This window comes from Paenibacillus sp. NPDC056579 (genome assembly GCF_042793215.1).
Taxonomy (GTDB): Bacteria; Bacillota; Bacilli; order Paenibacillales; family NBRC-103111; genus Paenibacillus_S.
In genome coordinates, this window is the sequence record NZ_JBHTVD010000005.1 from 191568 (window position 1) to 215691 (window position 24124).

Annotated in this window: 22 protein-coding genes; 19 read left to right on the forward strand and 3 right to left on the reverse strand. The window is 52.7% G+C overall.

The genetic code is table 11. The features are described from left to right. Positions 1-256 precede the first annotated feature (256 nt). The 4 genes from ACFQ88_RS20605 (at position 257) to ACFQ88_RS20620 (ending at position 4837) form a co-directional block, all read left to right on the forward strand. Positions 257-1741 carry a M17 family metallopeptidase gene (locus ACFQ88_RS20605; RefSeq protein WP_379456191.1) on the forward strand — a complete coding sequence of 495 codons (1485 nt, stop codon included), beginning with the start codon at positions 257-259 and terminating at the stop codon, positions 1739-1741. Continuing rightward, entirely contained in the window at positions 1738-2424 is a 687-nt protein-coding gene (locus tag ACFQ88_RS20610) for a copper homeostasis protein CutC (protein ID WP_379456193.1), read from the forward strand. The genes ACFQ88_RS20605 and ACFQ88_RS20610 overlap by 4 nt, the downstream gene beginning before the upstream one ends. Before the next feature lie 125 nt (positions 2425-2549). Further along, on the forward strand, positions 2550-3500 hold the full coding sequence (locus tag ACFQ88_RS20615) for an ROK family protein (RefSeq protein ID WP_379456195.1): 951 nt from the start codon (positions 2550-2552) through the stop codon (positions 3498-3500). A gap of 62 nt (positions 3501-3562) precedes the next feature. Beyond that, positions 3563-4837 (forward strand): alpha-L-fucosidase, encoded by a 1275-nt coding sequence (locus ACFQ88_RS20620; protein ID WP_379456197.1) that lies wholly within the window; start codon positions 3563-3565, stop codon positions 4835-4837. A 729-nt stretch (positions 4838-5566) separates the two neighbouring features. Here ACFQ88_RS20620 and ACFQ88_RS20625 read toward each other — a convergent pair. From ACFQ88_RS20625 to ACFQ88_RS20635, 3 genes are all read right to left on the reverse strand, one after another. After that, entirely contained in the window at positions 5567-7129 is a 1563-nt protein-coding gene (locus ACFQ88_RS20625) for a stalk domain-containing protein (RefSeq protein ID WP_379456199.1), read from the reverse strand. Positions 7130-7500: 371 nt separating this feature from the next. Further along, positions 7501-8073 (reverse strand): O-acetyl-ADP-ribose deacetylase, encoded by a 573-nt coding sequence (locus tag ACFQ88_RS20630; protein WP_379456201.1) that lies wholly within the window; start codon positions 8071-8073, stop codon positions 7501-7503. After that, positions 8070-8504 carry an NUDIX domain-containing protein gene (locus ACFQ88_RS20635; protein ID WP_379456203.1) on the reverse strand — a complete coding sequence of 145 codons (435 nt, stop codon included), beginning with the start codon at positions 8502-8504 and terminating at the stop codon, positions 8070-8072. The genes ACFQ88_RS20630 and ACFQ88_RS20635 overlap by 4 nt, the downstream gene beginning before the upstream one ends. 212 nt (positions 8505-8716) lie before the next feature. Between ACFQ88_RS20635 and ACFQ88_RS20640 the strand changes: the two genes are divergently transcribed. The 15 genes from ACFQ88_RS20640 (at position 8717) to ACFQ88_RS20710 (ending at position 24117) form a co-directional block, all read left to right on the forward strand. Continuing rightward, positions 8717-9349 (forward strand): TraX family protein, encoded by a 633-nt coding sequence (locus tag ACFQ88_RS20640; protein WP_379456205.1) that lies wholly within the window; start codon positions 8717-8719, stop codon positions 9347-9349. A gap of 352 nt (positions 9350-9701) precedes the next feature. Beyond that, on the forward strand, positions 9702-9908 hold the full coding sequence (locus ACFQ88_RS20645) for a hypothetical protein (protein WP_379456207.1): 207 nt from the start codon (positions 9702-9704) through the stop codon (positions 9906-9908). Between the two features lie 14 nt (positions 9909-9922). Next, positions 9923-11578 carry an ABC transporter substrate-binding protein gene (locus tag ACFQ88_RS20650; protein ID WP_379456209.1) on the forward strand — a complete coding sequence of 552 codons (1656 nt, stop codon included), beginning with the start codon at positions 9923-9925 and terminating at the stop codon, positions 11576-11578. A gap of 120 nt (positions 11579-11698) precedes the next feature. Beyond that, positions 11699-12727: an iron-hydroxamate ABC transporter substrate-binding protein gene (locus tag ACFQ88_RS20655; protein ID WP_379456211.1), complete on the forward strand. Its 1029-nt coding sequence runs from the start codon at positions 11699-11701 to the stop codon at positions 12725-12727. A 16-nt stretch (positions 12728-12743) separates the two neighbouring features. Then, positions 12744-13751 (forward strand): FecCD family ABC transporter permease, encoded by a 1008-nt coding sequence (locus tag ACFQ88_RS20660; protein ID WP_379456213.1) that lies wholly within the window; start codon positions 12744-12746, stop codon positions 13749-13751. Further along, positions 13744-14769 carry a FecCD family ABC transporter permease gene (locus tag ACFQ88_RS20665; RefSeq protein WP_379456215.1) on the forward strand — a complete coding sequence of 342 codons (1026 nt, stop codon included), beginning with the start codon at positions 13744-13746 and terminating at the stop codon, positions 14767-14769. Before ACFQ88_RS20660 ends, ACFQ88_RS20665 begins: the two co-directional genes overlap by 8 nt. Positions 14770-14782: 13 nt before the next feature. Next, a complete protein-coding gene (locus ACFQ88_RS20670) occupies positions 14783-15553 on the forward strand; it encodes an alpha/beta hydrolase (RefSeq protein WP_379456217.1) in 771 nt (256 codons plus the stop codon). Between the two features lie 12 nt (positions 15554-15565). Continuing rightward, positions 15566-16381, forward strand: coding sequence for an alpha/beta hydrolase (locus ACFQ88_RS20675; RefSeq protein WP_239631718.1), 816 nt, complete (start codon positions 15566-15568; stop codon positions 16379-16381). A 557-nt stretch (positions 16382-16938) separates the two neighbouring features. Then, the gene (locus ACFQ88_RS20680) at positions 16939-17895 is read left to right on the forward strand and encodes a carbohydrate ABC transporter permease (protein WP_239631722.1); all 957 of its coding nucleotides are present in this window, start codon (positions 16939-16941) and stop codon (positions 17893-17895) included. A 5-nt stretch (positions 17896-17900) separates the two neighbouring features. After that, positions 17901-18722 (forward strand): carbohydrate ABC transporter permease, encoded by an 822-nt coding sequence (locus tag ACFQ88_RS20685; protein ID WP_239635280.1) that lies wholly within the window; start codon positions 17901-17903, stop codon positions 18720-18722. Between the two features lie 72 nt (positions 18723-18794). Then, positions 18795-20174 (forward strand): ABC transporter substrate-binding protein, encoded by a 1380-nt coding sequence (locus ACFQ88_RS20690; protein WP_379456220.1) that lies wholly within the window; start codon positions 18795-18797, stop codon positions 20172-20174. A gap of 366 nt (positions 20175-20540) precedes the next feature. Continuing rightward, positions 20541-21242, forward strand: coding sequence for a FadR/GntR family transcriptional regulator (locus tag ACFQ88_RS20695; protein WP_379456222.1), 702 nt, complete (start codon positions 20541-20543; stop codon positions 21240-21242). A 268-nt stretch (positions 21243-21510) separates the two neighbouring features. Beyond that, complete coding sequence (locus tag ACFQ88_RS20700) at positions 21511-22884, forward strand: acyclic terpene utilization AtuA family protein (RefSeq protein WP_379456224.1); 1374 nt, start codon at positions 21511-21513, stop codon at positions 22882-22884. Next, positions 22881-23192: a DUF4387 domain-containing protein gene (locus tag ACFQ88_RS20705; RefSeq protein ID WP_379456226.1), complete on the forward strand. Its 312-nt coding sequence runs from the start codon at positions 22881-22883 to the stop codon at positions 23190-23192. The genes ACFQ88_RS20700 and ACFQ88_RS20705 overlap by 4 nt, the downstream gene beginning before the upstream one ends. A 22-nt stretch (positions 23193-23214) precedes the next feature. Continuing rightward, entirely contained in the window at positions 23215-24117 is a 903-nt protein-coding gene (locus ACFQ88_RS20710; RefSeq protein WP_239631733.1) for an ABC transporter permease, read from the forward strand. Positions 24118-24124 lie beyond the last annotated feature (7 nt).

The window sequence follows — 24124 nt, forward strand, 5'->3', positions numbered from 1 at the left end:
CTTTGGGGTGTTGGGGTTGCCCTTTTTATAGAAATTCAACATGTATGCAGGTGGAGTATTTCACGGAGGAGCGGTAGCGTCCGCCTTTGAAATCCTTAAAAATACCGATAAATCTAATCAAGTTTTATGGATTTCAACAGTGGCCGGAGAGAGATATTCCACTGGAGTATACTGGGGAATTTCAAGCATTTTTGGGCATCACAACAAGCCTAGGGCTCCTCGGGAGCCTCATCTTATTGCCGAAGAAGGGATCGCTATGCGTATTACAATCGATAAGTCCGAATCGCCGGACGTCCTCATTCATCCGGCCTATGCCGGAGAATCGCTTCCTTATCCGCTCGGCGAAAGCCGCAAGCGGCCGGGGACGATGACCTGGCTGTACGGCCGGTCGGAAGGCGAGAGGGATGCTCTCGCCGCAGGAATGGGCGAGCGCCGCAGCGTAACGCTGGAGCGGGTCCGCCGCGCAGGCGGTGCTGCGGCTCGCGCACTGCTCCAGGAAGGACGGAGCAGCGGAGCGCTCGTCAGGGCCTCGTCCGCTGCCGCCGCGCAGGATGGCAAAGAAGCGGCGGCAGCGTGGCTGCAAGCCTGGATCGAAGGCTGGCTGCTCGGCCTGTACCGGTTCGATAAATACCGCAGCGCAACGAAAATCCAGGGCGATGTCGAGCTCATCCTTCGCTCGGAAGAGTGGGTCGAGCTGACGCGCACCGAGATGGAGGCCGTCGTCGAGCTCGCCCTTCATCGGGCGGAGGGCACCAATCTGACGAGAGATTGGGTGAATGAGACGCCCGATACATTGAACCCGGATGCTTTCGTCCAATGGACCCTTGATTTATTCAAGGACCGGCCTGTAAGCATCCATGTATACCGCGGTCAAGAGTTAACCGACCGCGGCATGAACGGATTGATTACCGTAGGAGCGGGCAGCAAGCACGCTCCAGCGTTGATAGAGCTTCGCTACGAAGCGGCTGCCGCCGCGGATGCGCCTATGCTGGCATTGGTCGGCAAAGCCATCACCTTCGACATGGGCGGCATGAACTCGAAGACGGGCAGAGACATTAGCGACGCCCGAATGGATATGGGCGGCGCGGCTGCCGTTATCGGCGCGATGGACATCCTTGTCCGGCAGCAAGCCCCGGTCCGCGTGACTGCGCTGATCGCCGTCGCGGACAATCTTCCCGACGCCCGCGCGACGCTGCCGTCCTCCGTCATCCGCTACCCGAACGGCTTGACCGTTCAGGTTGCGAACACGGACGGAGAGGGCCGGCTCGTGCTGGCCGACGCGCTGCTTCACGCTGCCAAGCTCGGCGCAGCGCAAGCCATCGACATTGCCACGCTGACGGGCAATGTCGGGGACGCCCTTGGCTTGGGCATCGCCGGCATCTGGGGCGATGCGGACATGGCGCGCAGCCTGGTCGAGATCGGCGAGCGCAATGGGGAGAGGCTGTGGCCGATGCCTCTGATGGACGAATACGAATCGGAGCTGCGCAGCAGCTATGCCGACCTGCGCAATGTCGGCACTTCGACGCTCGCAGGCGCGATTATAGCGGCGTTGTTCATTCGGCGCTTCGTAGCCGAATCGATGGGCTGGGTGCATATCGATATGGCCGGCACCGTGCAGTACAAGCAGGACGTCGGCTATGCCGAGGTAGGAGCTACCGGATACGGAGCAAGGCTGCTCGCGGACTATGCGGTGCAGTACGCCGAGAAACATACTGCAGGAGATCGGGAGGTTTCGCAATGATACTGGAGGTCATCGCCACTTGTATAGACGATGCTCTAAGAGCTGAAGAGAACGGGGCCGATCGGCTGGAGTTAATTACCGCAATGACCGAAGGCGGTTTGACTCCCGGTATCGGATTGGTCCAACACGTTGTCCGGTCCGTGCAAATACCGGTTCATGTCATGGTCAGGCCGCACAGCCGGTCTTTTGTCTACGACAGCCATGATCTGGAGACGATGATTGCCGAGATCAAGGCTATCTCCGCAGCGGGAGCGGCCGGCATTGTTGTCGGCGCTTTGACGGCGGAAGGCCGGATTGACGAACAAGCTTTGGAAGCGATGCTTGCTCATGCGAAAGGGATGCAAGTGACCTTCCATCGGGCGTTCGATGAGCTGGAGGATCAGCTGGCCGGTTTGCAGACGCTCATGCGCTACCCGCAAATTACCCGCGTGCTGACTTCCGGCGGGCTGAAGCCGGCTCCACAGTCGGTGCCGGCGATACAGAAGCTGGTTGAAGCGTCACAGGGCAGCTCGCTGCGCATTCTGGCGGGCAACGGCCTGACACCGGAAACCGTTGAAGCTTTTATTGAGCAAACCGGGGTGAGCGAAGTGCATTTCGGATCGGCCGTTCGTGTCGGCCGGGCTGGACTGGCGCCTATCGATCCCGTACAGCTGCGGGCGTTATCCGACAGTCTGCATCAATAAATTTTGTTTATAGGCACGCTCGGGCTTTGAAAGGCCAAGAGGATGCTTTTGCCGAGGTTCTGACACTGGACTTTATAACCTTTGGAACTCGCACTTATAACAGATTTGAAAAAAGGTGAATCATATTGCAAAACACAGATAATTATGTAGTAGGAATAGATCTCGGCGGGACGAAAATCGCGGCGGCGCTGTTCGATTCGAAGGGCGAGATTCTGAACCGCGAACGCATGGAAACCGCGAATGCGCGCACGGCGCAAGAAGTCGTCCAGAGGATGGTTGAGATGATCCGCTCCGTCTCCCAAGGCCGTACGTTGTCGGGAGTAGGTCTTGCCTCGCCGGGCGCGGTCAACAGCCGGGACGGCATCGTGCTGCATGGCACCAATCTTCCGGAATGGGACAACGTTCCATTGAAGAAGTGGATGGGAGAGGCGCTCGGCGTCGAGGTGCAGGTAGTTAACGACGCGAATGCGGCAGCTTGGGGCGAATATGTCCGGGGAGCGGGCAAAGGCTCCGAGAATATGGTATACGTCACGTTCAGCACCGGCATCGGAGCAGGGATCGTACTGGATGGCAAGATGCTGTTGGGCACGTCTTCCTTCGCCGGAGAGCTTGGCCATAATATTATCGATCCTAACGGACCGGAATGCAGCTGCGGAAGCAGCGGCTGCTGGGAAACGTTCGCTTCAGGTACGGCGATCCGGGACGCGGCGCTGCAGCTAATGCAGACTAGGTCATCCCTCATTACAGAATTGGCGGCATCCCAGGATGAAGCGGCATCGGCCAAGCATGTGTTCGAGGCATATAAGCAGCAAGACCCGGTTGCCGTTGAAGTCGTTGACAGGGCGATTCATTACATGGCTCTCGGCTTGGCGAATGCGGTCCATACGTTCAACCCTGACCGTATCGTCATCGGCGGCGGCGTGAGCAAAGCGGGCGATCTGCTCTTCCCTGCGCTGAAGGCAAAGACGGAGCAGCTCGTTATGAAGCCTTATCGGGGCACTTATGAAATTGTCCCGGCTGGCTTGCGGGACGATGTAGGCCTTATCGGCGCGGCAGCTTTATTTCATACATCCTGATAACTAAGATTGAGTGTTTATAACGTAAGCGATAACGGTTATGGAGACGGAGGATGTTCCAGATGAGTACGAGAGAGCAAAGAACCCGCTGGTTTATGCACGATCGGTTCGGGATGTTCATTCACTGGGGGCTGTACTCGATTCCCGCCAGAGGGGAATGGATTCGGGGCAACGAGCGGATGAGCTACGAGCAGTATAAGGTATATTTCGATGAATTCGACGCATCCCGTTACAATCCGAAGGAATGGGCCAAAGCGGCGAAAGCCGCAGGGCAAAAATATGCCGTGCTGACGACGAAGCACCATGACGGCTTCTGCTTGTTCGACAGCAAGCTGACGGATTTCAAGGCGACGAATACGCCGGCCGGACGGGATCTGGTCCGCGAGTATGTGGATGCTTTCCGTGAGGAAGGCCTGAGCGTTGGCCTTTATTATTCCATTATCGACTGGCACCACGACGATTACCCGGGCTACGGAGACAAGGCTCATCCGGATCGGGACAATATAGCGGCCAAGGATAAGCCTATTGATTTTGACCGCTATTTGACTTATATGCACGGCCAGGTGAAGGAGCTGCTGACGAACTACGGCAAGATCGACATCATGTGGTTCGATTTCTCTTACGATCAAATGACCGGAGAGAAATGGAAGGCGACCGAGCTTGTGCGGATGATCCGGTCTATCCAGCCGGACATTATCATCGACAATCGTCTCGGCGGCAATATCCGCGCGGCGGAGCCGGAGGAATACGCGGGAGACTTCTTCTCGCCGGAGCAGATCATTCCTCCCGGAGGCATCGTCGATGTCAACGGCAAGCCGGTCCCTTGGGAAGCCTGCATTACGTTGAACGACCATTGGGGCTACCACTCCACGGACAAAAACTACAAGTCAGCCAAGCAGGTCATCCGCACGCTGGCCGAATGCGTCAGCAAGAACGGGAATTTGCTGCTGAATGTAGCGCCGGATGCCAAAGGAGAGGTTAACCGCGAAACCCTGGACGTTCTGTACGAGGTCGGGGAGTGGCTGAGACTCAACGGCGACAGCATCTATGGCTGCGGAGCGGCGGCTCTGCCGAAGCCGGAATGGGGCCGTTATACGCAAAACGGCAAAAAGCTGTATGCCCACGTCTACGACCGCGGCATCGGCCCGACTTACTTCGAGGGCTTGAAGGGCAAAGTCGAGAGGGCGAGATTGCTGCGGGACGGAACCGAGCTGAAGGTGGAAACGCCTTGGATGGCGGAAGAATATTCCGACATTGAGGGCGGCGCGTTCATTACCCTGGCGGGTGCCGAGCTGCCGGATGAGCGGGATACGGTGATTGAGCTTCATTTGAAGTGAGTGCTGCGGCGGCAGCCGATGCGTTAAGAAATGAAAGACACGGAGGGGTTCTCCGTGTCTTTTTAAGTTTTATCAGTCCGGGGTCATCGGATAATATATTTGCAATAAACCAAGCGAGTCTTGTTATCGCAGAGTCAAACCAGGATTCTATCGTCTACGTGTTAGTTCCAGAATCCTGTGGCTGGTACGCAGGTACCCATCGGACAGGAGATCCGCTATTTGTTGACATGCTGCTGCTTTTGCAGTGCGATCGGACAGGGAATCCGTTATTTGCTTGTTTTACTGGCAAAAACCTTGTTTTTTTGCGAAATAGCGGATCTAAAGTCCGATCACCCTGCGAATAGAGCCATTTTTGCCAAAATAACGGATCCACGGTCCGAATCGACTCAACGATGCTCTCCAACGCCACGTGCACACTAACGAAATGCATCTGCTTGCTAAAAACCTCATGCAGCTTAAAAAGGCTGCAGAGGACCCGGCGTGGGACCTTCTTCCGGAAGCCTTCTTCATAAGCCTTTTGAGACGGCAATTCCCAGAAAACAATGGGGGCATGTCGCTTCTCCTGGAGAAACCTCGCTTAACCTCGCATTAGTATTACAGGGTGAAACGGGATTCTCAACAGCCCGTCCTCCGATAGGGTGTTTCTCACTTGCCCGGTAAGAGAGCAGAACCCTGCAAATCATAAAGGCCCTGACCACAACGGTCAAGGCCTTTCTCTCTACGGTCTCGTTACGAGGCACGAAACGTCATGCCACCAAGTATTTCCTGAAATTGCTTGCTTGACTCTTTATAGGTTACCTCGTAGGAAGAGTTGATAATGGTATAAAATTGGGAATTCGCCTCAAACACCAGGATGGTGTCAATTCGTTTGTCCCAATCGTTATTATTGACATAAGTCAGCTGCAGCGCATCGAATCCAAGAGCCTTCGTCTGCTTCTCTTCTATAATGCTTTCCTTGTCGATGAGAAGCTCCTGTTTAAGCAGCTCCAAATATTGACGCTGTAAATCCTTGCTAGCAGGATCAACGACAGATTTGGGATGAGCATAGATGTACAGCTCGGTATAGTTAAAATAGCGAATAGCCAGCTGAGTGGTGTCATCCATTTCCATCATGGAAGAGAGATCTCTCCATAGTCCGTAAGCCGTAAAGCGGATTTTGCCGTCTTTGGTTGCAAATTGTTTTTTGCTGTTAATAATAACGATACGCCGTTCGGCATCCCATTCGACTTGCGCCTCTACGGCTTCTGAAATAAACCTTACAGGTACAAAGGTAGAGCCGTCTACTAAAACCGGGGCTGCGGGCAGGGTAACTTCTTTGCCGATAACAACGGCAACCGGATTGTCTAATTGCAGCTCGATTTGTATGCCTTCTTTTTTACCTTGGATGGTACGAGTGGCTTCATCCCAGCTGATTTCAATCCCCAGTCGGTCAAATACAGGTCTGAATGGAACGAAAGTCGTGCCATTGGCTATAAAAGGCGGAGCGCTGAACGGAACGGTATTGGCGTCGAGACTGACTCTAATATCTTGTTGTTCCTTTTGCTTATCTTCTTTAACCGTTTGTACTTTAACCCCTTTATTTTTTAGGGCATTAATGACGGATGCTGCATGCTCGTCCAAAGGATTATTTTCCAGATGGACCTCCTTCAATTTCGGCAGCTCCAGTAATACATCAATGTTACGTATTTGATTATTGCCCGCATATAGCGTTTCAAGAGAAGCAACCTTCTGTAAAGGAGTCAGATCTTCGATCTGATTGTTGCTCAAATCCACCCATCGAAGCGGAAGCCCCTGCAATGCGGAAATCTGTTTAATGTTATTGTTTCCAATCAGTAGATCCGTAAGGTTAGTTAAACCGGATAATGGCTCGATATGTTCTATCTCATTTCCATCAAGCAGCAGGCGCCGTAAGCTGACGAGGTCGGCTAATGGTTGAATGTCTGAAATGTCGTTTCCGCTCAGGACAAGAAAGCTAAGCTTATTCAAGCCATGCAGCGGTTCGATTTGTTGAAGCTGGTGCCCCGGAACAATAAGTGTATTCAGGTTGGCTGCATATTGCATTCCTTCGAGGGACTGCACTTTTTGTGTCGGATCGCTTAGATATAAGGAGTCTAGCTTTTGCAAATCGGCTTCTTCCAAAGATTTTTGCAATAAGTTCAATTCCGTGCGAACAGCCGCCTCCAGATTCTGATCCGGTATGAGCTTTGATTCCGCTTTACTATTTTCCGGGAAAAACAATAGCATTATGAAGGCGAAAAAGATAAGCAATCGATTCCAAGCTGGTTTAGACACTGGGTACACTTCCTTATTATGTAATATCATTACTTCATTATAATAGGAAAAGATGTATAGTAAAGAAAAAAAGGAGCCGCCCATGCAGTTCCCTTACTATTAAAAAGGGTTCGGGCTGTACAGATCCGCAACGAACATCAGTGCGCCTGGATTGAAAGTTCCTCCGACGTAGTTTTGAACCTCGAAGCTGACGACGACTTGTTGGTCCTGTGCGGTATTTCGGAATATTTTCGAATAGTAGCGGACATTTTGCCACTCGAATGGAGGGGAAGATGCGCCGGAAGTTACTACGAATGAGTTATCCAGTAGGGAGCCGTTCGTGATATCGACTTGTTCCGTTGGATAGCGCCTTTGTGTCTTCGTTCAAGCGTCTACTCTTTCATAGGCTGTAGGCTGTACAGCAGCTCGCGGTAAATGGCGTAGTTCTCATCGTCGAAACAGACGAAGAGAATCCCATCCAACCTGTGATCACCTGCAGATAAGGAACGAATATAAGAAAGTACTGTGTTTATAGCAATTTCGGCTGCAAGAGCTTTGGGGAAACGGTAAATGCCCGTGCTTATATTCGGAAAAGCAATGCGGTTCAACTTATATTCAGAAGCAAGAGCTAGAGAACGCAAGTAGCAGCTTTCCAGTTTGGCCGGCTCATCATGCTGTCCTCCGTTCCACACAGGTCCCACCGTATGGATAACATAGGAGGCAGGCAAGCTTCCAGCCGTAGTAATGACCGCTTCGCCAACCGGGCAGCCTCCTTGCTTTTGTCTTATTTTGATGCATTCCTCGAGGATTGCTTTGCCTCCCGCTCTATGTATAGCGCCGTCGACCCCGCCTCCGCCAAGCAGGCTTGTGTTAGCCGCATTGACAATAGCATCCGCTTCGATTTTGGTAATATCGCCTTTTAGAACCGTAACGGACGTTTGGTTTATAGTAATGGTGTCTTTCACAGCAACCCTCCTCGAACTAGCAGCATATTTGACAACGCTTCTATTTCTTCCGGAAACGCCAATTCTTGAAGGGCTCGATCTACTTTCATCCATTCCACAGAAATTATTGATTTGTCTTCTTTTGCGATAGGTGTCGTATTGGTTAGCTTAGCAAGAAAGAATTGTGTCGTAATCATAAGGTAAGGTTCTTTACGCTGCCTTAGTCCTGTTACCGTAACAGGGGTTGCATTAAGTATTTCGACCGAATAGCCGGTCTCTTCCAATACTTCCCGAATCGCCGCTTCTTGAGCGCTTTCATTGGATTCGATTTTCCCTTTAGGCAAAGCCGGTTTGTCTTTGTTTGCATTCCAGATGACTAGAACCTCGTCACGTGTATGATTATTGAAAATAATGCACCCGGACGATACACGTGTATCATATTCCTTTTTCATAAGAAGGCTCCTTTGATTGAAATATCTCACAATGTGTTTACATTACAATATCATTCCAACTCTTTCAAATTCATACTGGGATCAAAAGCAAGAACGGCACAATGAATCTGGAAGAGGGAGCTGTAAGAATGTATTTCTTAAAATGAATGTTGAAATATCCGTTTATCTGCGTCATGATAAAACTAAGTACACTAGTGCGTCAGGAGGTTCCGATGCAGCTTATTGCGATGTTAACGATGCTCGTAGATCATATCGGGCTTGTGTTTTTCGAGGATCAAATGATGTGGAGAATCATCGGCCGGATTGCCTTTCCGATCTATGCTTACTTTATCGTACTGGGCTACCGGCGTACCAGCAATTTGAAAGGATATATGTACCGGCTCTTGGGGATTGCCCTCTTGTCCCAGATTCCTTACATGGTCGCTTTGGATGAAATAGGCGTGAATGCCGTCGGAACGCTGCTCGTTTGTATCGTTATTTTGTATCTGATCGATCATCATGCGAAGGTCGTCTGGATTCCGGCCGCTATTGCCGCCGTCGCGCTTATGGAATGGATGAATTTCGATTACGGCCTGTATGGGCTGCTGCTTGTTCTGATTTATAAGTATACGCAAAGCCATGTTACGGTGCTGAGCCATTTTGCTTTAAATTTGCTGTTTCTGTTTCTGAAAGGCTGGGTTATCGAGGCATACAGTATTGTTACGACGGTAGGCATTGTGTATGCGCCAGCGGCTTATCGGTTGTTCGAGCGGATGAAGGTGCCGAAATGGCTGTGGAGAAGCTTTTATCCTGCGCACTTGACGATTATCGCCATCATTGAATTTATTATCGCATTGAACAAATAATTGCGGATGAATCCGCAGCATAAGACCAGGATGCAGACACGGGAGAGGAATCTTCGGTGTCTTTTTTTATGCAGTGACTGCCCAGGTGTTACAATAATGATAATCAAGGGAGGTACCCCACAGGAGTACCCTTACAGCTTTTTCTATTCTAGAGGTTTCTCTACAAGCTCAGCACGGACCACGGTTCCGTGCTTTTTCTATTGCGGGGAGCCGAGAGCTTGCCCATTGATCGAAGCAAAGGGAAAGCCAATAGATTCATGTTACAATTGACAATGAGAATCATTATCATTTAATATTAGGGAGAGCTTTAGATGATCTTTGAATTTTAACAACATGAAGAGGTGTTTTCCCTATGGGAATTTTATATGAAACGATCGCACAGCTCCGGCGAAATGATGAGCAAGCATCAAGAGCGGAGCAAATGCATTCAGGGGATGAGACGGCACATCACCGCCACGAACAGGAGAGCACAGTCGCGCGGACCGACGCTGGTACGAAAGGGCAGCCGGCGGATTCCCGTCCGCAGTGGCTTTCTCATGCGGATGTGCATTCGCGTTGAACGGAGGAGAGAGGATGAACACCAACACCAATACGATTGCACAGCAGCCGTTATGGAGCAACGAGATGGATTGGACTGCGGCGCTGTACAAGCTGCGGCATGCGGAGCACGTGAAGGGGGAGCATGGTTTTTCGCTGCGGCAGCAGCTTTCGTTCTCTTATTTGCTCATAGTAGCAACGCACGGGAAAGGAACGCTGACGCTCGATACGGGCGAACACCGGCTGTCGGGAGCAACCGCCTATTGGTGCTCGCCTGAGCAAACGTTCGGCATCAAGGCGGAAGATGGGGACGGGCTGGAAGTGTATTTATTCCATTTCGACATGTACATAGAGCCGTCGGTGTCGAAGGGGGAGAGGCTTCTCCATTTGATTGAAGAGAAGCGGGGCGAACAAGAAATCGCTGTGCATTCCCCGGGCGAGACGGCTATGCTATGCGAGGCGGTAATGAACAGCTATGCCAGCGAGCAGCGGGCGGAACGGTTTCGCCGCCAAATAGCGTTTCAAGAGCTGCTGTATGAGCTCATGAAGGAAGAAGCTCCACCTGCGGATGGGACAGATTCGGCGATGGATCGGGCCAAGGAGCATATGGAGCGCCATTATGGCGACAGCTTGATGATTGATCAGCTGGGGAAGATCGCCGGGGTGAGCCCGAAATATTTTGTCGAGCTGTTCAAAAAGCTGTACGGGATCAGCGCGATCGACTATTTAACGGAGCTGCGGATGAACAAGGCGAAGCAGTACCTGATTCAGTCGAATGCCAGGCTGAGGGATATCGCTCATCAGGTAGGGTACCAGGATGAGTTTTATTTTAGCCGCAAGTTCAAGCAGCAGGTCGGCGTCTCTCCGTCGGTGTATGTGAAGAAGAGGCAGCGGAAAATCGCCGCGTACGGCGCTTGGACGACCGGACATTTGCTGGCGTTGAATATCATCCCGTACGCTGCGCCGCTGCATCCCAAATGGACCGCTTACTACCATAACAAGTACCGCAACGAGATTCCCGTTCATCTGAGCGCCTTCAAAATCAACGAGCATTGGGAAGCCAACATCGAGAAGCTTCGCCAATCCGTACCGGATATGATTGTAAGCATGGATGGATTGCATCCGGAGGAGAGGGAGCGGCTAGAGCAGATTGGACATGTTCATTATGTGCCGCAAGCCGATCTGAACTGGCGGCAGCAGCTGAAGCTGACTGCAGACTACGTAGGAGAAGCGAAGGAGGCCGACGAGTGGCTGAGCTCTTTTGACCGGCAAGTTCACTCCGTGCGGGAACGGTTGAGGCCGATCGTGCACAATGATTCGTTTCTGATCGTCAAAATCCACAAAGGGCAGCTGTACGCTTACTGCAATCGCGGGATCACGGACATCTTTTATGGCGAATTGCAGATGAAGCCTGCTTATGCGTGCGCGTCTTCCGCATACAGCCACAAGCTTACGATAGAGCAGTTGCGCATGCTGCAGCCGGATCGGCTCATTTTGAACATTTGCCATGAAAGTGAAACGCTGGCCGCCTGGCAGCAGCTGCGTGACTCCATGGAGTGGCAGGAGCTGGATGCGGTGCGCAGCCAAAAGACGTATGTGATCGACTCCGATCCATGGCGGGAATATTCTCCCATCGCCCATGGGCGGATGGTTGAGGATACGCTTCGACTCCTTTCCGGAAATCGTCCATGACGATTCCGGATATTTTCCATGTTCTAAGGCAGGAAAACTCTCTATCATTATCGATGAGAATGGTTATCAATTACAGGGCCATAGATTCATATTAAGAAACAGAAAGGCGAAGGTGGGCAAATGAAAAGCAAATGGACAGCCGGAGGGCTGGCTTTACTAGTGACATTATCGTTAACGGCATGCGGTACGAGCAGCGGAGGAAGCGCTCAAGGAGCTAACGGCGCGGGTTCGGCAGGAGGAGGCGCAGCGCAGACACCGACGCAAACGCAAGCTCCGGTAGCGGGCGGCCAGGAGGCGAAGGCGAAGACCAAGACGATGACTTTTTTGGATAAAACGTACACGGTGCCGGAGAAAGCCGAGCGGATCGTCATTACCGGAGCATTGGAATCAATGGAGGATGCGATGGTGCTGGGTATCAATCCGGTAGGCGCGATCAGCGTCTCCGGCAAGTTTCCCGATATGTTCAAGAGCATTACGGGTAAAGCGGTGTCGATCGGGGAGAAGACGGAGCCGAATTTCGAGAAAATATTGAGCCTCAAGCCGGATGTTATCCTTGGCTCGTCGAAATTCAAGCCCGAGGTAATGGAGCAGCTGTCCAAAATGGCACCGACCTTGCCGATGTCCCACATTTCGACAAACTGGGAAGCGAATTTGCTGGCACTCGGGGAGCTTACGGGCAAGAAGGCGGAGGCTGACAAAGTGATCTCCCAATACCAAGCCGATTTGAAAGCGGCGAAGGCGCAGCTCGGAGAGAAGATGAAGGATAAGAAAATCGTCATCGTCCGCGTGCGGGCCGGCAGCCTGTACATCTATCCGGAATCCGTATTCTTCAATCCGTCGCTGTACGGGGAGCTGGGCTTTACCGTTCCTGCCGAGGTGAAGGCGGCGAAAGCGCAGGAGCTGATCTCCCTGGAAAAGTTCTCGCAGATGAACCCGGATTATGTGTTCGTGCAATTCTCTGAGGACGAGAATAAGGATGCGCCTAAAGCGCTGGAGTCGCTGCAGAGCAATCCGATTTGGAAAAGCATTGCAGCTGTGAAAAACAACAAGGTGTTCGTCAACGTAGTCGATCCTTTGGCGCAAGGCGGAGCTTCGTGGGGCAAAATCGAGTTCCTGAAAGCGGCAGTCGCGAAGCTGTCCGGATCTTGATGCAGGTTGATGGGATATGCTATCTAAACGCGCATTAGCGATAGGAATATTGGCAGCAGCCCCGTTCGCTATGGCAGCACTCGTTGTATTGTCGGTGCTGTACGGGGCCAAGCAGATTGACGCCGGAACCATCGGGGACGCGTTCTTCCGCTTCGATGCGGATAATGTCAATCATCAAATTATTATGCACTCCCGACTGCCCAGAGTGCTGGGAGCGCTGCTCATCGGAGCATTCCTGGCCGTATCGGGAGCCTTAATGCAGGGGATGACAAGGAACTATCTTGCGTCCCCTTCTATTATGGGCGTGTCCGACGGCTCGGCGTTTCTCATTACGCTCTGCATGATCGTCCTTCCGGGAGCTTCGTCGATGAGCATGATCTGGTTCTCGCTGATCGGCTCGGCCTTGGGCGTCGCCATCGTGCTCGGTGTCGCATCGGCGGTTCCCGGAGGCTTGTCGCCGGTTCGTATGGCCGTAGTCGGCGCGGTCATCGGAACGTTCCTGAGCAGTATTTCGGCTGCGATGGCCGTCTACTTCCAAATTTCGCAAAATATCGGCTTTTGGTATAATGCCCGATTGCATGAGATGGAGCCTCAGCTGATCTGGCTGGCGATTCCTTTTGCGATAGTCGGACTTGTGATCGCGCTTCTCGTGTCCAAGTCCGTGACGATCCTATCACTTGGTGAAGAAGTATCCGCCGGTCTAGGGCAAAGAACGTTGCTGGTCAAATTGGCGGCAACCGCTTCCGTCGTTATATTGACGGGAATCTCGGTGGCTCTGGCGGGAAAAATCGGCTTCGTCGGACTGATCGTGCCGCATATCGCCCGGTTCCTGATCGGGCTCGACTACCGCTGGATCGTTCCTTGCGCAGGAGTACTCGGGGCGCTGTTTCTCGCATTGGCCGACCTGCTGAGCCGGTTCATGAACTATCCTTTCGAGACTCCGATCGGTATTGTCACTTCGATTATCGGCGTCCCTTTCTTCCTTTACTTGATCCGCAAGAAAGGGGGCGGGGCACATGCCTAGAAACTCGATGCTGCGTTTCTGGACGGTTGCGGCGACGGGGCTGCTCCTGTTTCTGGCGGTAGTGTATATCAGTATAACGAACGGAGCCTTCGACATTCCGGTGAAGGATGTGTTCGGCACGCTGCTGCGAATTCACCCGAACCCGGACTATGATCTCGTTCTGTTCGATTTCCGTCTGCCCCGAATTGTCATTGCGGCGTTGGTCGGGCTCGGGCTCGGCATTGCCGGCGCCGTCATTCAAGGCATAACGCGCAACGGGCTGGCGGATCCCGGCATTCTGGGGATCAACGCCGGAGCGGGGTCGGTAGTGGTTCTGTTCATGCTCCTGTACCAAGGAAAAATGAGCGGAATCGGCTGGGCTTCTGCGATGGCTATGCCATTGTTTGGCTGGGTGGGAGGCGTCGGCGCCGCCGTACTGATCTTCCTGTTCGCCTGGAGCAACGGAAGGCTTGACTCGCAGCGGTTGATTTTGTCCGGGATCGCCATTGCATCCGGTCTGGGCGCCTTCACGATGTACATTTCGCTAAAGATGAATCCGCAGGATTTCGAAATGGCCACCGTTTGGCTGTCCGGCAGCGTCTGGAACGCGAACTGGCGGTTCGTCGCGGCCGCCTTGCCTTGGCTCGTTGTGCTCGTTCCGTTCATCTGGTGGAAATCGCGCCTGCTCGATTTGTTCCAATTGCAGCAGGACAGTGCAGTAAGCGTAGGCGTAGCCGTCGATAAAGAAACGGTATTGCTGCTCTTGGCCAGCGTAGGCATTGTAGCCGCGTGCGTCTCCGTATCGGGAAGCATGGGCTTCGTCGGCTTGATGGCGCCTCATATCGCCAAGAGGCTGGTCGGTATTCAGCACAAGAAGGTCATTCCGGTGTGCGGACTTGTCGGGATGGTGCTCGTGGTGGCGGCTGATTTTATCGGCAAGACGATCTTTGCCCCGGTTACGCTTCCGGCGGGCATTGTCATTGCCATCCTGGGCGTTCCTTATTTCATTTATTTGTTGTTCCGCGCCAAAAGCCAGTAAGGAGGATAAGCCATTGAGAGGAACGATTTACAAGCAGTGGTTCGTCAATCGCGACATCTACGTCTATTTGCCGCCTTCCTACGAATCGAGCAGTGCGGCGGCTTATCCTGTCGTCTATATTCAGGACGGAGATTATTTAATAATGGGAGCCGCCGAGCAGCTGGAGGAGAGGTTTGATTGCGGTGTTTTGCAGGAGCTGATTCTCGTAGGCATTGAGCCTATTGACCGCAACGATGAGTATACGCCATGGTATACGGACCCGATCTCGGACCGGTTCCCGACTCCATGTCAGGGCCAAGGCGAAACGTATTTGCGTTTTGTCGTTGAACAGCTCAAGCCTTATATCGACGGCGCTTGCCGTACGAAGCGGGAGCCTGAAGCGACCGGAATAGCCGGAGCTTCCTATGGAGGGTTGATCACGCTGTATGCCGCCTATTTGTTCCCTGAAGTATTCGGCCGGTTCGGCCTGCTATCCGCTTCGTTCTGGTACGAAGGTATGATCAAATACGTGCGCAGCCAGCCTCTTCCGTCCAACGACAAGCGCTTGTTCATGTATGTGGGCAGTGAAGAAGGGGCCGGCAAAACAACGATTCAGATGCATATGGTGCCATACACGAGAGAGGCTCATCAGCAGTTTTTGGCTGGCGGATTTCCCGGGAAATCAATGAAATTCGTCGAAGAGCCGGGCGGGGTACACACCCATGAGTTTTTCATAAAATATTTCCCCGATGCGATGGAATGGCTGTATCCAGGCACGGATGAGACGAGAAATCCAAGGGAGTAGGGAGTGCAACCTATGAAAGAGCAGGTGCTGGTAACAGGAGCGTCATATTTCGACCTGACCTCCGTGTCGAATCAGCGGGAGTATCGGATCTTCGTCGGCGCTCCCGACGGAGAGGCGCCCGAGGAGGGCTATCCGGTGCTGTACGTGCTGGACGGCAACGCTGTATTCTCTATCGTAGCGGAAACGGCAAGACTGCTTGGCGGCAACCATCCTCGCGCTTTCGGCTCGCTGCTGGTCGTAGGGATCGGATACCCTTCGGCCGATTCCAGATCCGTTGAGCGCGTGTACGACTACACTCCTCCGGCTGACCCGTCTGTCCTGCCGCCGAGGAAAGACGGCAAGCCGTGGCCGCCTACCGGAGGATGCGATGAGTTTATTCGATTCATCGAGGAGCAGGTCAAGCCGCAGATCGAGCGCCAATATCCGGTCAACCGCAGCCGGCAGTCGCTGTTCGGCCACTCGTTAGGCGGGCTGTTTACGCTGTATACGCTGTTCCGCAGGCCCGAGCTGTACCGCTCCTATATTGCGGGAAGCCCGTCCATCTGGTGGAATAACGGCAGCTTGCTGCAGGAAGAACAGGCTTTTGCCGACCGTATACAGCAAGCCCCGGCGGATGTAAGGCTGCTGCTATCGGCAGGAGAGCTGGAGCTGCATCATCCGATGCGGATGCTCGGTAACGCCGAGGACATGTATAACCGGTTGGCGAGCCATAGCGGAGCGGGAGTAGACGCATCGTTCCATGCTTTTGCCGGTGAAGGACACCTTTCCGTGCTGCCTGCGTTGATCGGACGGACCGTGCAGTATGCATTGGAGAGAGAACACAAGTAAGCCATAGTTATGACGGATTCGCGCAACGCACTTGTACTTGCACTTGCCTTTGACGATAAGGCAGGTGCATTTTTTCATATATAGCATTAATAAGCTCGGGGGCTCCCCCACAAAGCATCTGAGGGACTTCACACGAAAGCTCCACTTTGTTGGTTTATTTATCGCCGAAGGCCTGTGTTCAGCGGTCTCAACCTGCGGTGCCCGGATTCGGGAAATACGAGACGGCGGGTTCGCCCAGTTCATGGATTTTCAGGATCCGTTCGGATACGAGTGGACGGTTATGCGGGAGAAATGATAGCAGACCGGTAGAGCGGAACGGGAGTGGAGTTGCCGAATCTGATTGAATAAAATAAAAGAATGTAACGTCACCTTGTCCATCATTGTCATGGGCAAGGTCTTTTTTTTATGTAAAAAAATGGGTAATGATTCACTCGTATATTAATAAAAAGTAAATCGGCGATAAATCTCATTAAACTCTTAATATCCGTTTGATTCTATGAAAACATTAGCTCCCTATACTCATAAAGTGCAGTTCAGTTTTGGAAGGGAGATCAGCCATGTCGTTAATAGACAATAATATATCGCTCCAGGCAGCACAATCCGCCCGTAAGCCAGCGGTCAAAAAACGCAGCCTTACATCGGTGCAATGGCGGGAGATCATACTCGCTTATGTGTTTCTGGCCCCGTCGCTGGCGTTGTTCGGCATCTTTCTGTTTTATCCCATGATCAAATCGGTCTATCTCAGCTTTCAATTGACCGATCCTCGCGGACGCGTCGCTGCTTTCGCCGGATGGGACAATTACATCGAATTGTTCACCTCCGACAAATTTTATCAAAGCTTGAAGGTAACGCTATCGTTCACGCTGCTGACCGTGCCGCTCGGTATCCTGATCGCACTCGTGCTTGCTGCGCTGACCCACAATAAGCTTCGCGGCATGCGCTGGTTCCAGCTCGCGTTCTCGATGCCGGTCGCAGTATCGGTCGGAACGGGCTCGATCATCTGGATGGTGCTGTTTCATCCGACGCTCGGCACGCTGAACTATTTCCTTACGCTCATCGGCCTGCAGCCTGTAGGCTGGCTGACCGATCCGGCTTTGGCGATTTTTGCGGTCTCCATGATGACCATATGGATGAACCTTGGCTTCAACTACATCGTGCTGCTGAGCGGACTTCAGGGAGTGCCTGACGAGATTTACGAGAGTGCGAAAATCGATGGCTCCGGCCCGCTGCGGACGTTTTTCCGGATTACGCTGCCGCTCGTGTCTCCGACGCTGTTTTTTGTCGGTATCGTGTCCGTCATCTCCGCTTTCCAATCGTTCGGTCAAATTCACATCCTGACCAAGGGCGGACCTATCAATACGACGGACGTTATCGTCTTTAACATATATCAGGACGCCTTCGTTAATTTCCGCTTCGGCATCGGAAGCGCTCAGGCGCTCGTGCTGTTCGCGATCATTTTGATCTTGACGATAGTGCAGTTCCGCTACTTCGAGAGGAAGGTGCATTATCAGTGAATTCCATCGGCTCACGGCTGCAAAATACACTGCTCTATGTTTTGTTAACCGCCGCTGCTGCAGTGATGCTGTTTCCGCTGCTGTACGCGTTATCCAACTCGTTCATGACGACGGCCGAGTCGGCGTCGTTCCCGCCGAAGCTGCTGCCGGGCAGCTTCAACTGGCACAACTATTTGGACGTGACACGTACCATTCCGGTCGGAAGATTTATTTCGAACAGCTTTTTGGTCGCCGGGGCGATTATGATCGGCCAAGTGCTGACGGCCAGCCTCGCGGCCTATGCCTTCACCTTCTTGAGGTTCCCCGGCCGCAACGCGCTGTTTGCGCTGTTCCTCTCCACTATGATGATCCCGTGGGAAGTAACGGTCATCCCGAACTATCTGACGATCAAAAGCTGGGGCTGGATGGACAGCTACCAGGCTCTGATCGTACCGTTTCTCGCTTCGGCTTTCGGCACGTTTTTGCTGCGCCAATTTTTCCTGCAGCTGCCGAAGGAGCTGTTCGAAGCGGCTCGTATCGACGGCTGCGGCCACCTTCGGATGTTTGCGCAGCTCGTCATGCCGTTGTCGCGGCCCGCGATCGGGACGCTCGCCGTGTACTCGTTCCTGAGCCACTGGAACATGTACCTGTGGCCGCTGCTTGTGACCAACACACCGAACATGCGCACCGTACAGATCGGCGTCGGGATGCTGCAGTTCGAGGAGAACACCTCGTGGAATCTCGTGCTGGCGGGGATTATGACGATGCTCCTGCCGTCGCTGCTGCTGTTGTTCGTAGGCTTGAAGCAGCTCGTGCGCGGTATGACGGCCGGCGCCGTCAAAGGATGAGCAAGTGTTTTAATGGTTCTAATGCATCACAACATACACTTTTTTTAAGATGAAAAGGGAGAGATGGAGAAGATGAAGCGTATGAACAAAAAGACATTGCCGTTGGCGGTATTGGCTGCCACGATGTTGATGACCTCGGCCTGTGGAGGAGCCGCAACCGGCGGTACTGCTACACCTGCTGCCGCTAACGATGCCGCAGCTCCGGCCAAATCCGGCGAGCCTGTGAAAGTCGTATGGTGGCACGCGATGAGCGGCGAGCTCGGCAAAGCGGTGGACAAGCTTGTAGCGGATTTCAACGCGTCGCAGAAGGATGTTGTGGTTGAGGCGATTTTCCAAGGCACCTACGATGAAAATCTGAACAAGCTGAAAGCTTCTCTTGATTCGAAGAGCGGCCCGACTATGGTGCAAATGTACGAGATCGGCAGCCGGTTCATGATCGATACGAAGGCGATTACGCCGGTGCAGCAGTTCATCGATGCGGATAAATACGATGTTTCCCAATTGGAAGAAAATATTTTGAACTACTATAGACATGACGGCAAGCTGTATTCGATGCCGTTCAATACGTCCAACCCGATCTTGTACTACAACAAAACGATGTTTAAAGCGGCAGGCCTCGACCCGGAAAAACCGCCGGCTACGTACGAGGAAATGGCCGAATATGCCAAAAAGCTGACCAAAGACAACGCTGCGGGCGGCTCGATCGCCATCTACGCGTGGCTTGTTGAGCAGTTCTTCGCTAACCAAGGCGCAGAGCTTGTGAACAACGGCAACGGCCGGACTTCTATGGCTACTGAATCTTTGCTAGCGAGCGATGCCGGTGTGAAGACGTTGACCTGGTGGAAGCAAATGGTCGACGACAAATCGATGCTGAACCTCGGCCGCAAATCCGACGATACGAAGAAAGCGTTCCTCGCCGGCCAAATCGCTATGACGCTTGACTCCACGGCCGGACTTCGCGGTGTCGTCAATGCAGCCGAAGGCAAATTCGAAGTGGGCACCGGCTTCCTGCCTAAACCGGCAGGTGCCAGTGACGGCGGCGTGATCATCGGCGGCGCGAGCAACTACATCATGAACAACCGTTCCGAAGCCGAGCAAAAAGGCGCGTGGCAGTTCATGAAATTCTTGGCCGATCCGAAGCAGCAAGCGTACTGGAGCGTCAACACGGGCTACTTCCCTATTACGAAGAAGGCGTATGACGATCAGCTGGTGAAGGACAATATGGCGAAATATCCGCAGTTCAAAACCGCTGTAGACCAGCTGCACGCATCGAAGCCTAGCAAAGCTACGCAAGGCGCTGTCATGGGCGTATTTCCGGAAGCCCGCCAGCTTACGGAAACAGCTATCGAAGAAGTGCTGAACGGCAAAAAGGCTCCGAAAGAAGCGCTGGAAGGCGCCGCGAAGGAGATTACGACGAAAATCGGGCAATATAACAAAACGGTTGGGAAGTAACAAGGAAAGGAAGCTATGCCCCGATATCGTATGAACATCGGGACAAAGTGAGAGTAAGTAAGCTGATGCCGCTATAGCAGGCGTCAGCTTTTTTTGTCGTATAGGAAATTATGCGTAGCAAATTCCGGTGTCTAGTCGGGGGCTCCCCCAAAAGTAATGTCCAACCTTTTAACGGTTAGACGCCGATCAAGCTATGGCTTGATGCGGACGAAATAAGCTTTCTTCAGAGCTTGCTTTCACTTTTGGGGGACTTTGTTCTCGTTCATTCCCCTTGACACATCGGCTAATAATGATTAGTATGAAAGAGCGGATAATTGGGTGATCCAATTTACCGCAAGTCACGTCAACACGGGAAGGTTAATTACAATGACCATTAAGAAGATTAAATACCATCGTGTCTATGAAGATGTCATTGAGCAGATCGAGAGCTTGATTCTGGAAGGAAACCTTGCTCCTGGCGATGTTCTGCCGACAGAGAGGGAGCTGGCTCAGGCGTTTGGCATCAGCCGCGGGACGCTGCGCGAGGCGTTCCGGATACTGGAGCGGGAAGGCTTGATCGAAACCCGTCCCGGCGGCGGCCGGTTCTTAAGCAAGAACCTTAACAAGACCGAGGATACGAAGCAAATTATCGAGAATATCGAGAGAGCGACCATTATCGAGCTGCTGGAAGCGAGAGAGATTTTCGAAACCGGCATTGTCGAGCTGGCGGCGATTCGGGCGACGGAGCAGGATATTGCCGAAATTGAAAGCGCTCTTGAAAGCTGGGGGACCATCGACACCGACTCCGACGACCCGGTCAATCCCGATCAGGCGTTCCATCTCTCGATAGCGAAAGCTACGCATAATGTGGTTCTGGTCAATCTGATCGATCTTCATATGGATCTGCTTCAGAAAACGCTGGTGAAGACGGTGGAAATTCCCGGCCGGAAAGCGGAAGTGTACAAGGAGCATTTTCAAATTGTCCAGGCGATCAAGGAAAAAGACCCCGGCAAAGCGAAGGAAGCACTGCTGTACCATATTAGTCAGGTTAAGCAAAATATTTTGCGGAAAGCAGAATCAAACGGATGAATCCCATCCTTTTGACCACATAGGGATTTATAAGTTTTGTGCAGCAAACTGGTAATATTCCTATTGGCGATAAAACCTACCATTAACCGCGGTCGTTCATCATCGAAATGCCTCGATAGAGGTGTTCTCATGCTCAAATTGGATCACCCAATTATCCAAATACCAGATTTATGAAAACGATTGCAGCAGATTCAGCAGTAAGAAGCACGCGGCGGACTGCGATTCGCTTTTTTTAAGTACACAATGCTTGGGATAACGGAGGGTGCATATGACACAACAACAATTCAAAATACTGGCCCCTTGCGGGATGCTGGGCTACGGATTTCCGAAAGCGTCCTTCATGAATGGAATGGCTCATCAGCCGGATGCGATCGTAGTGGACGCAGGCTCTACCGATGCAGGACCTCACAAGCTCGGCGCCGGCACGGCGATTGTCAGCAGGCAGGCTTGCAAAAAAGACCTCGAGATCATTATCACCGAGGGTACGAAGGCCGGCATTCCGATCATCATCGGATCAGCCGGAGGCAGCGGCGCCAAGGTCCACGTGGAATGGACGAAGGCAATCATCATGGATATTTTGCGGGAGCACGGAATCGGCGGCGTCAAGATAGCGACGATATGGGCGGATATCCCCCATGAGGTGGTGGAAGCGAAGCTGGCTGCCGGTCAATGCGAGCCGCTCGGCTTATCTGTGGCACCGCTTACCGGAGAAAGGCTTGCGGCCACCGGCAGCATCGTCGCGCAAATGGGGCATGAGCCGATCATCGAGGCGCTTGAAGCGGGAGCCGACATTATCCTTTGCGGGCGCGCCTATGATCCGTCGCCGTTCGCTGCGGTCGCGATGTACCATGGCTACGATACGGCGCTTGCCTACCATTTGGGCAAAATATTGGAGTGCGCCGCATTGTCGGCCGAACCCGGAACAACGAAAGACAGTATGCTAGGCACGCTCAAGCAGGACTCTTTCATCGTCCAGCCTCTGAACGACGCCCGCAAATGTACGGCGGTTTCGGTCGCCGCGCATACGTTTTACGAGAAGGATCACCCGTATATTTTGCACGGGCCGGGATTAGTGCTTGACCTGGAGCAGTGCGTTTTTACAGAGCTCGGGGACGGCAGCGTGGAAGTGCGTGGCAGCAAAATAGCCGAGACGCCGGTGTACAAGATCAAGCTGGAAGGTGCCATGAAGGTCGCCTATCGGACATTCGTCGTCGCCGGAGTGCGCGATCCGCTGCTGATTCAACGCATCGAGCAGGTGGAGGAGCTCGTCAAGCAGCAGGTCAGGGACTATTACAGTGAAATACCGCCGGAGGATTACAGCATTCATTTCATTAATTACGGCTTGAACGGCGTACTGGGAGACTTGGAGCCGCAGCGTACGCCGGGTCACGAATTGGGCGTTGTGTTCGAAGTCGTAGCGAAGACGCAGGAGCTCGCGAACGCCGTCTGCAGCTCGGTGAGATCGACTTTCCTGCATTACGGCTACGAGGGCCGTAAAGCGACTGCCGGCAATCTGGCGTTCCCGTTCGCTCCAAGCGATGTGCCGTTCGGCGCGGTGTACGAGTTTTCCGTGTATCACTTGATGGAGGTTTCCAACGGGCTGGAAATGTTTCCTATCGAATATATCGAGGTGCAGCCATGAAGCTATATGACGCAGCAACCGTTTTGCGAAGCAAAAACAGCGGGCCTTTTGAGATTACGGTGGATGTTCTGTTTACCGAGCCCTCCGTGTATTACAAGATCAAGGAACACGGACTTATCAATAAATCATTGATTGCCCGGCTGTATAACATCAAAGAAGACCATATTATGCATATCGTGTTTTTCGATCAGGCGCTCGGGTTTAAAATTACGTTCGCAAGGAAGGTTTCCTCCGGCACGTTTCTGGATCGGGATGTGTACGGAGCCCAGCAGCACGCGCCGCTTATGGAGCTGGAGCTGAACCTGTGAACGAGGCATCAGGAGGTGTACAATGAAAGCCAATTCGCTGATTAAAAGAATGTGGTCGGATAGAGTGCTGTATCTCATGCTGCTGCCCTGCATGGCATACTTTATCATTTTCCACGTGCTGCCGATTATCGGCATGAAGCTGGCCTTTTACGATTACCGGATATTGGGCGATCACGAGTATGTCGGACTCAAATATTTTAAGGAGCTGTTCAGTACTCCGGTATTCGTCAACGTATTGCAGAACACATTAATTATTAGCGCCATGAAAATGTTTCTTATTTTCCCTATCCCGATCTTATTCGCATTGATGCTCAATGAGTTTGCCAACGGGAAATTCCGCAAAGCGGTGCAGATCGTATCGTACCTGCCGCATTTTCTGTCCTGGGTCGTTATTGCGGGAATCTGGTTCGAATTTTTGTCGCCTTCCACGGGAGCGGTCAACGAATTCGTGAAAGCGCTTGGCTTGCCGGCCAAAGATTTTCTGACGGATAAAGACAGCATCCGGTGGGTGCTGCTTGCGAGCGAGGCTTGGCGGAGCATCGGGTGGGACTCGATTATTTTCCTTGCGGCGATCATGGGGGTTAGCCCTAGCCTATACGAAGCCGCATACGTGGACGGAGCAAGCCGGTGGCATATCGTTACACGAATCGTATTACCGCATTTGTACGTACCGATGGTTACTATTTTTATTCTCAATGTCGGATTCATCATGAACGCCGGACTGGATCAGGTGCTTAACTTCACTAACGATTCCGTCAACAGCCACATCGATATTATCGATACGTATGTGTATCGCGTCGGTTTGATTAACGGGCAATATTCGTTTGCGACGGCGGCCAATTTGTTCAAGAGCTTGATCGGGGTCATCCTTGTGCTGTCGACGCATTTTATTTCGAAAAAATTAACTTCCAAAGGGGCATGGTAAGGAGGTG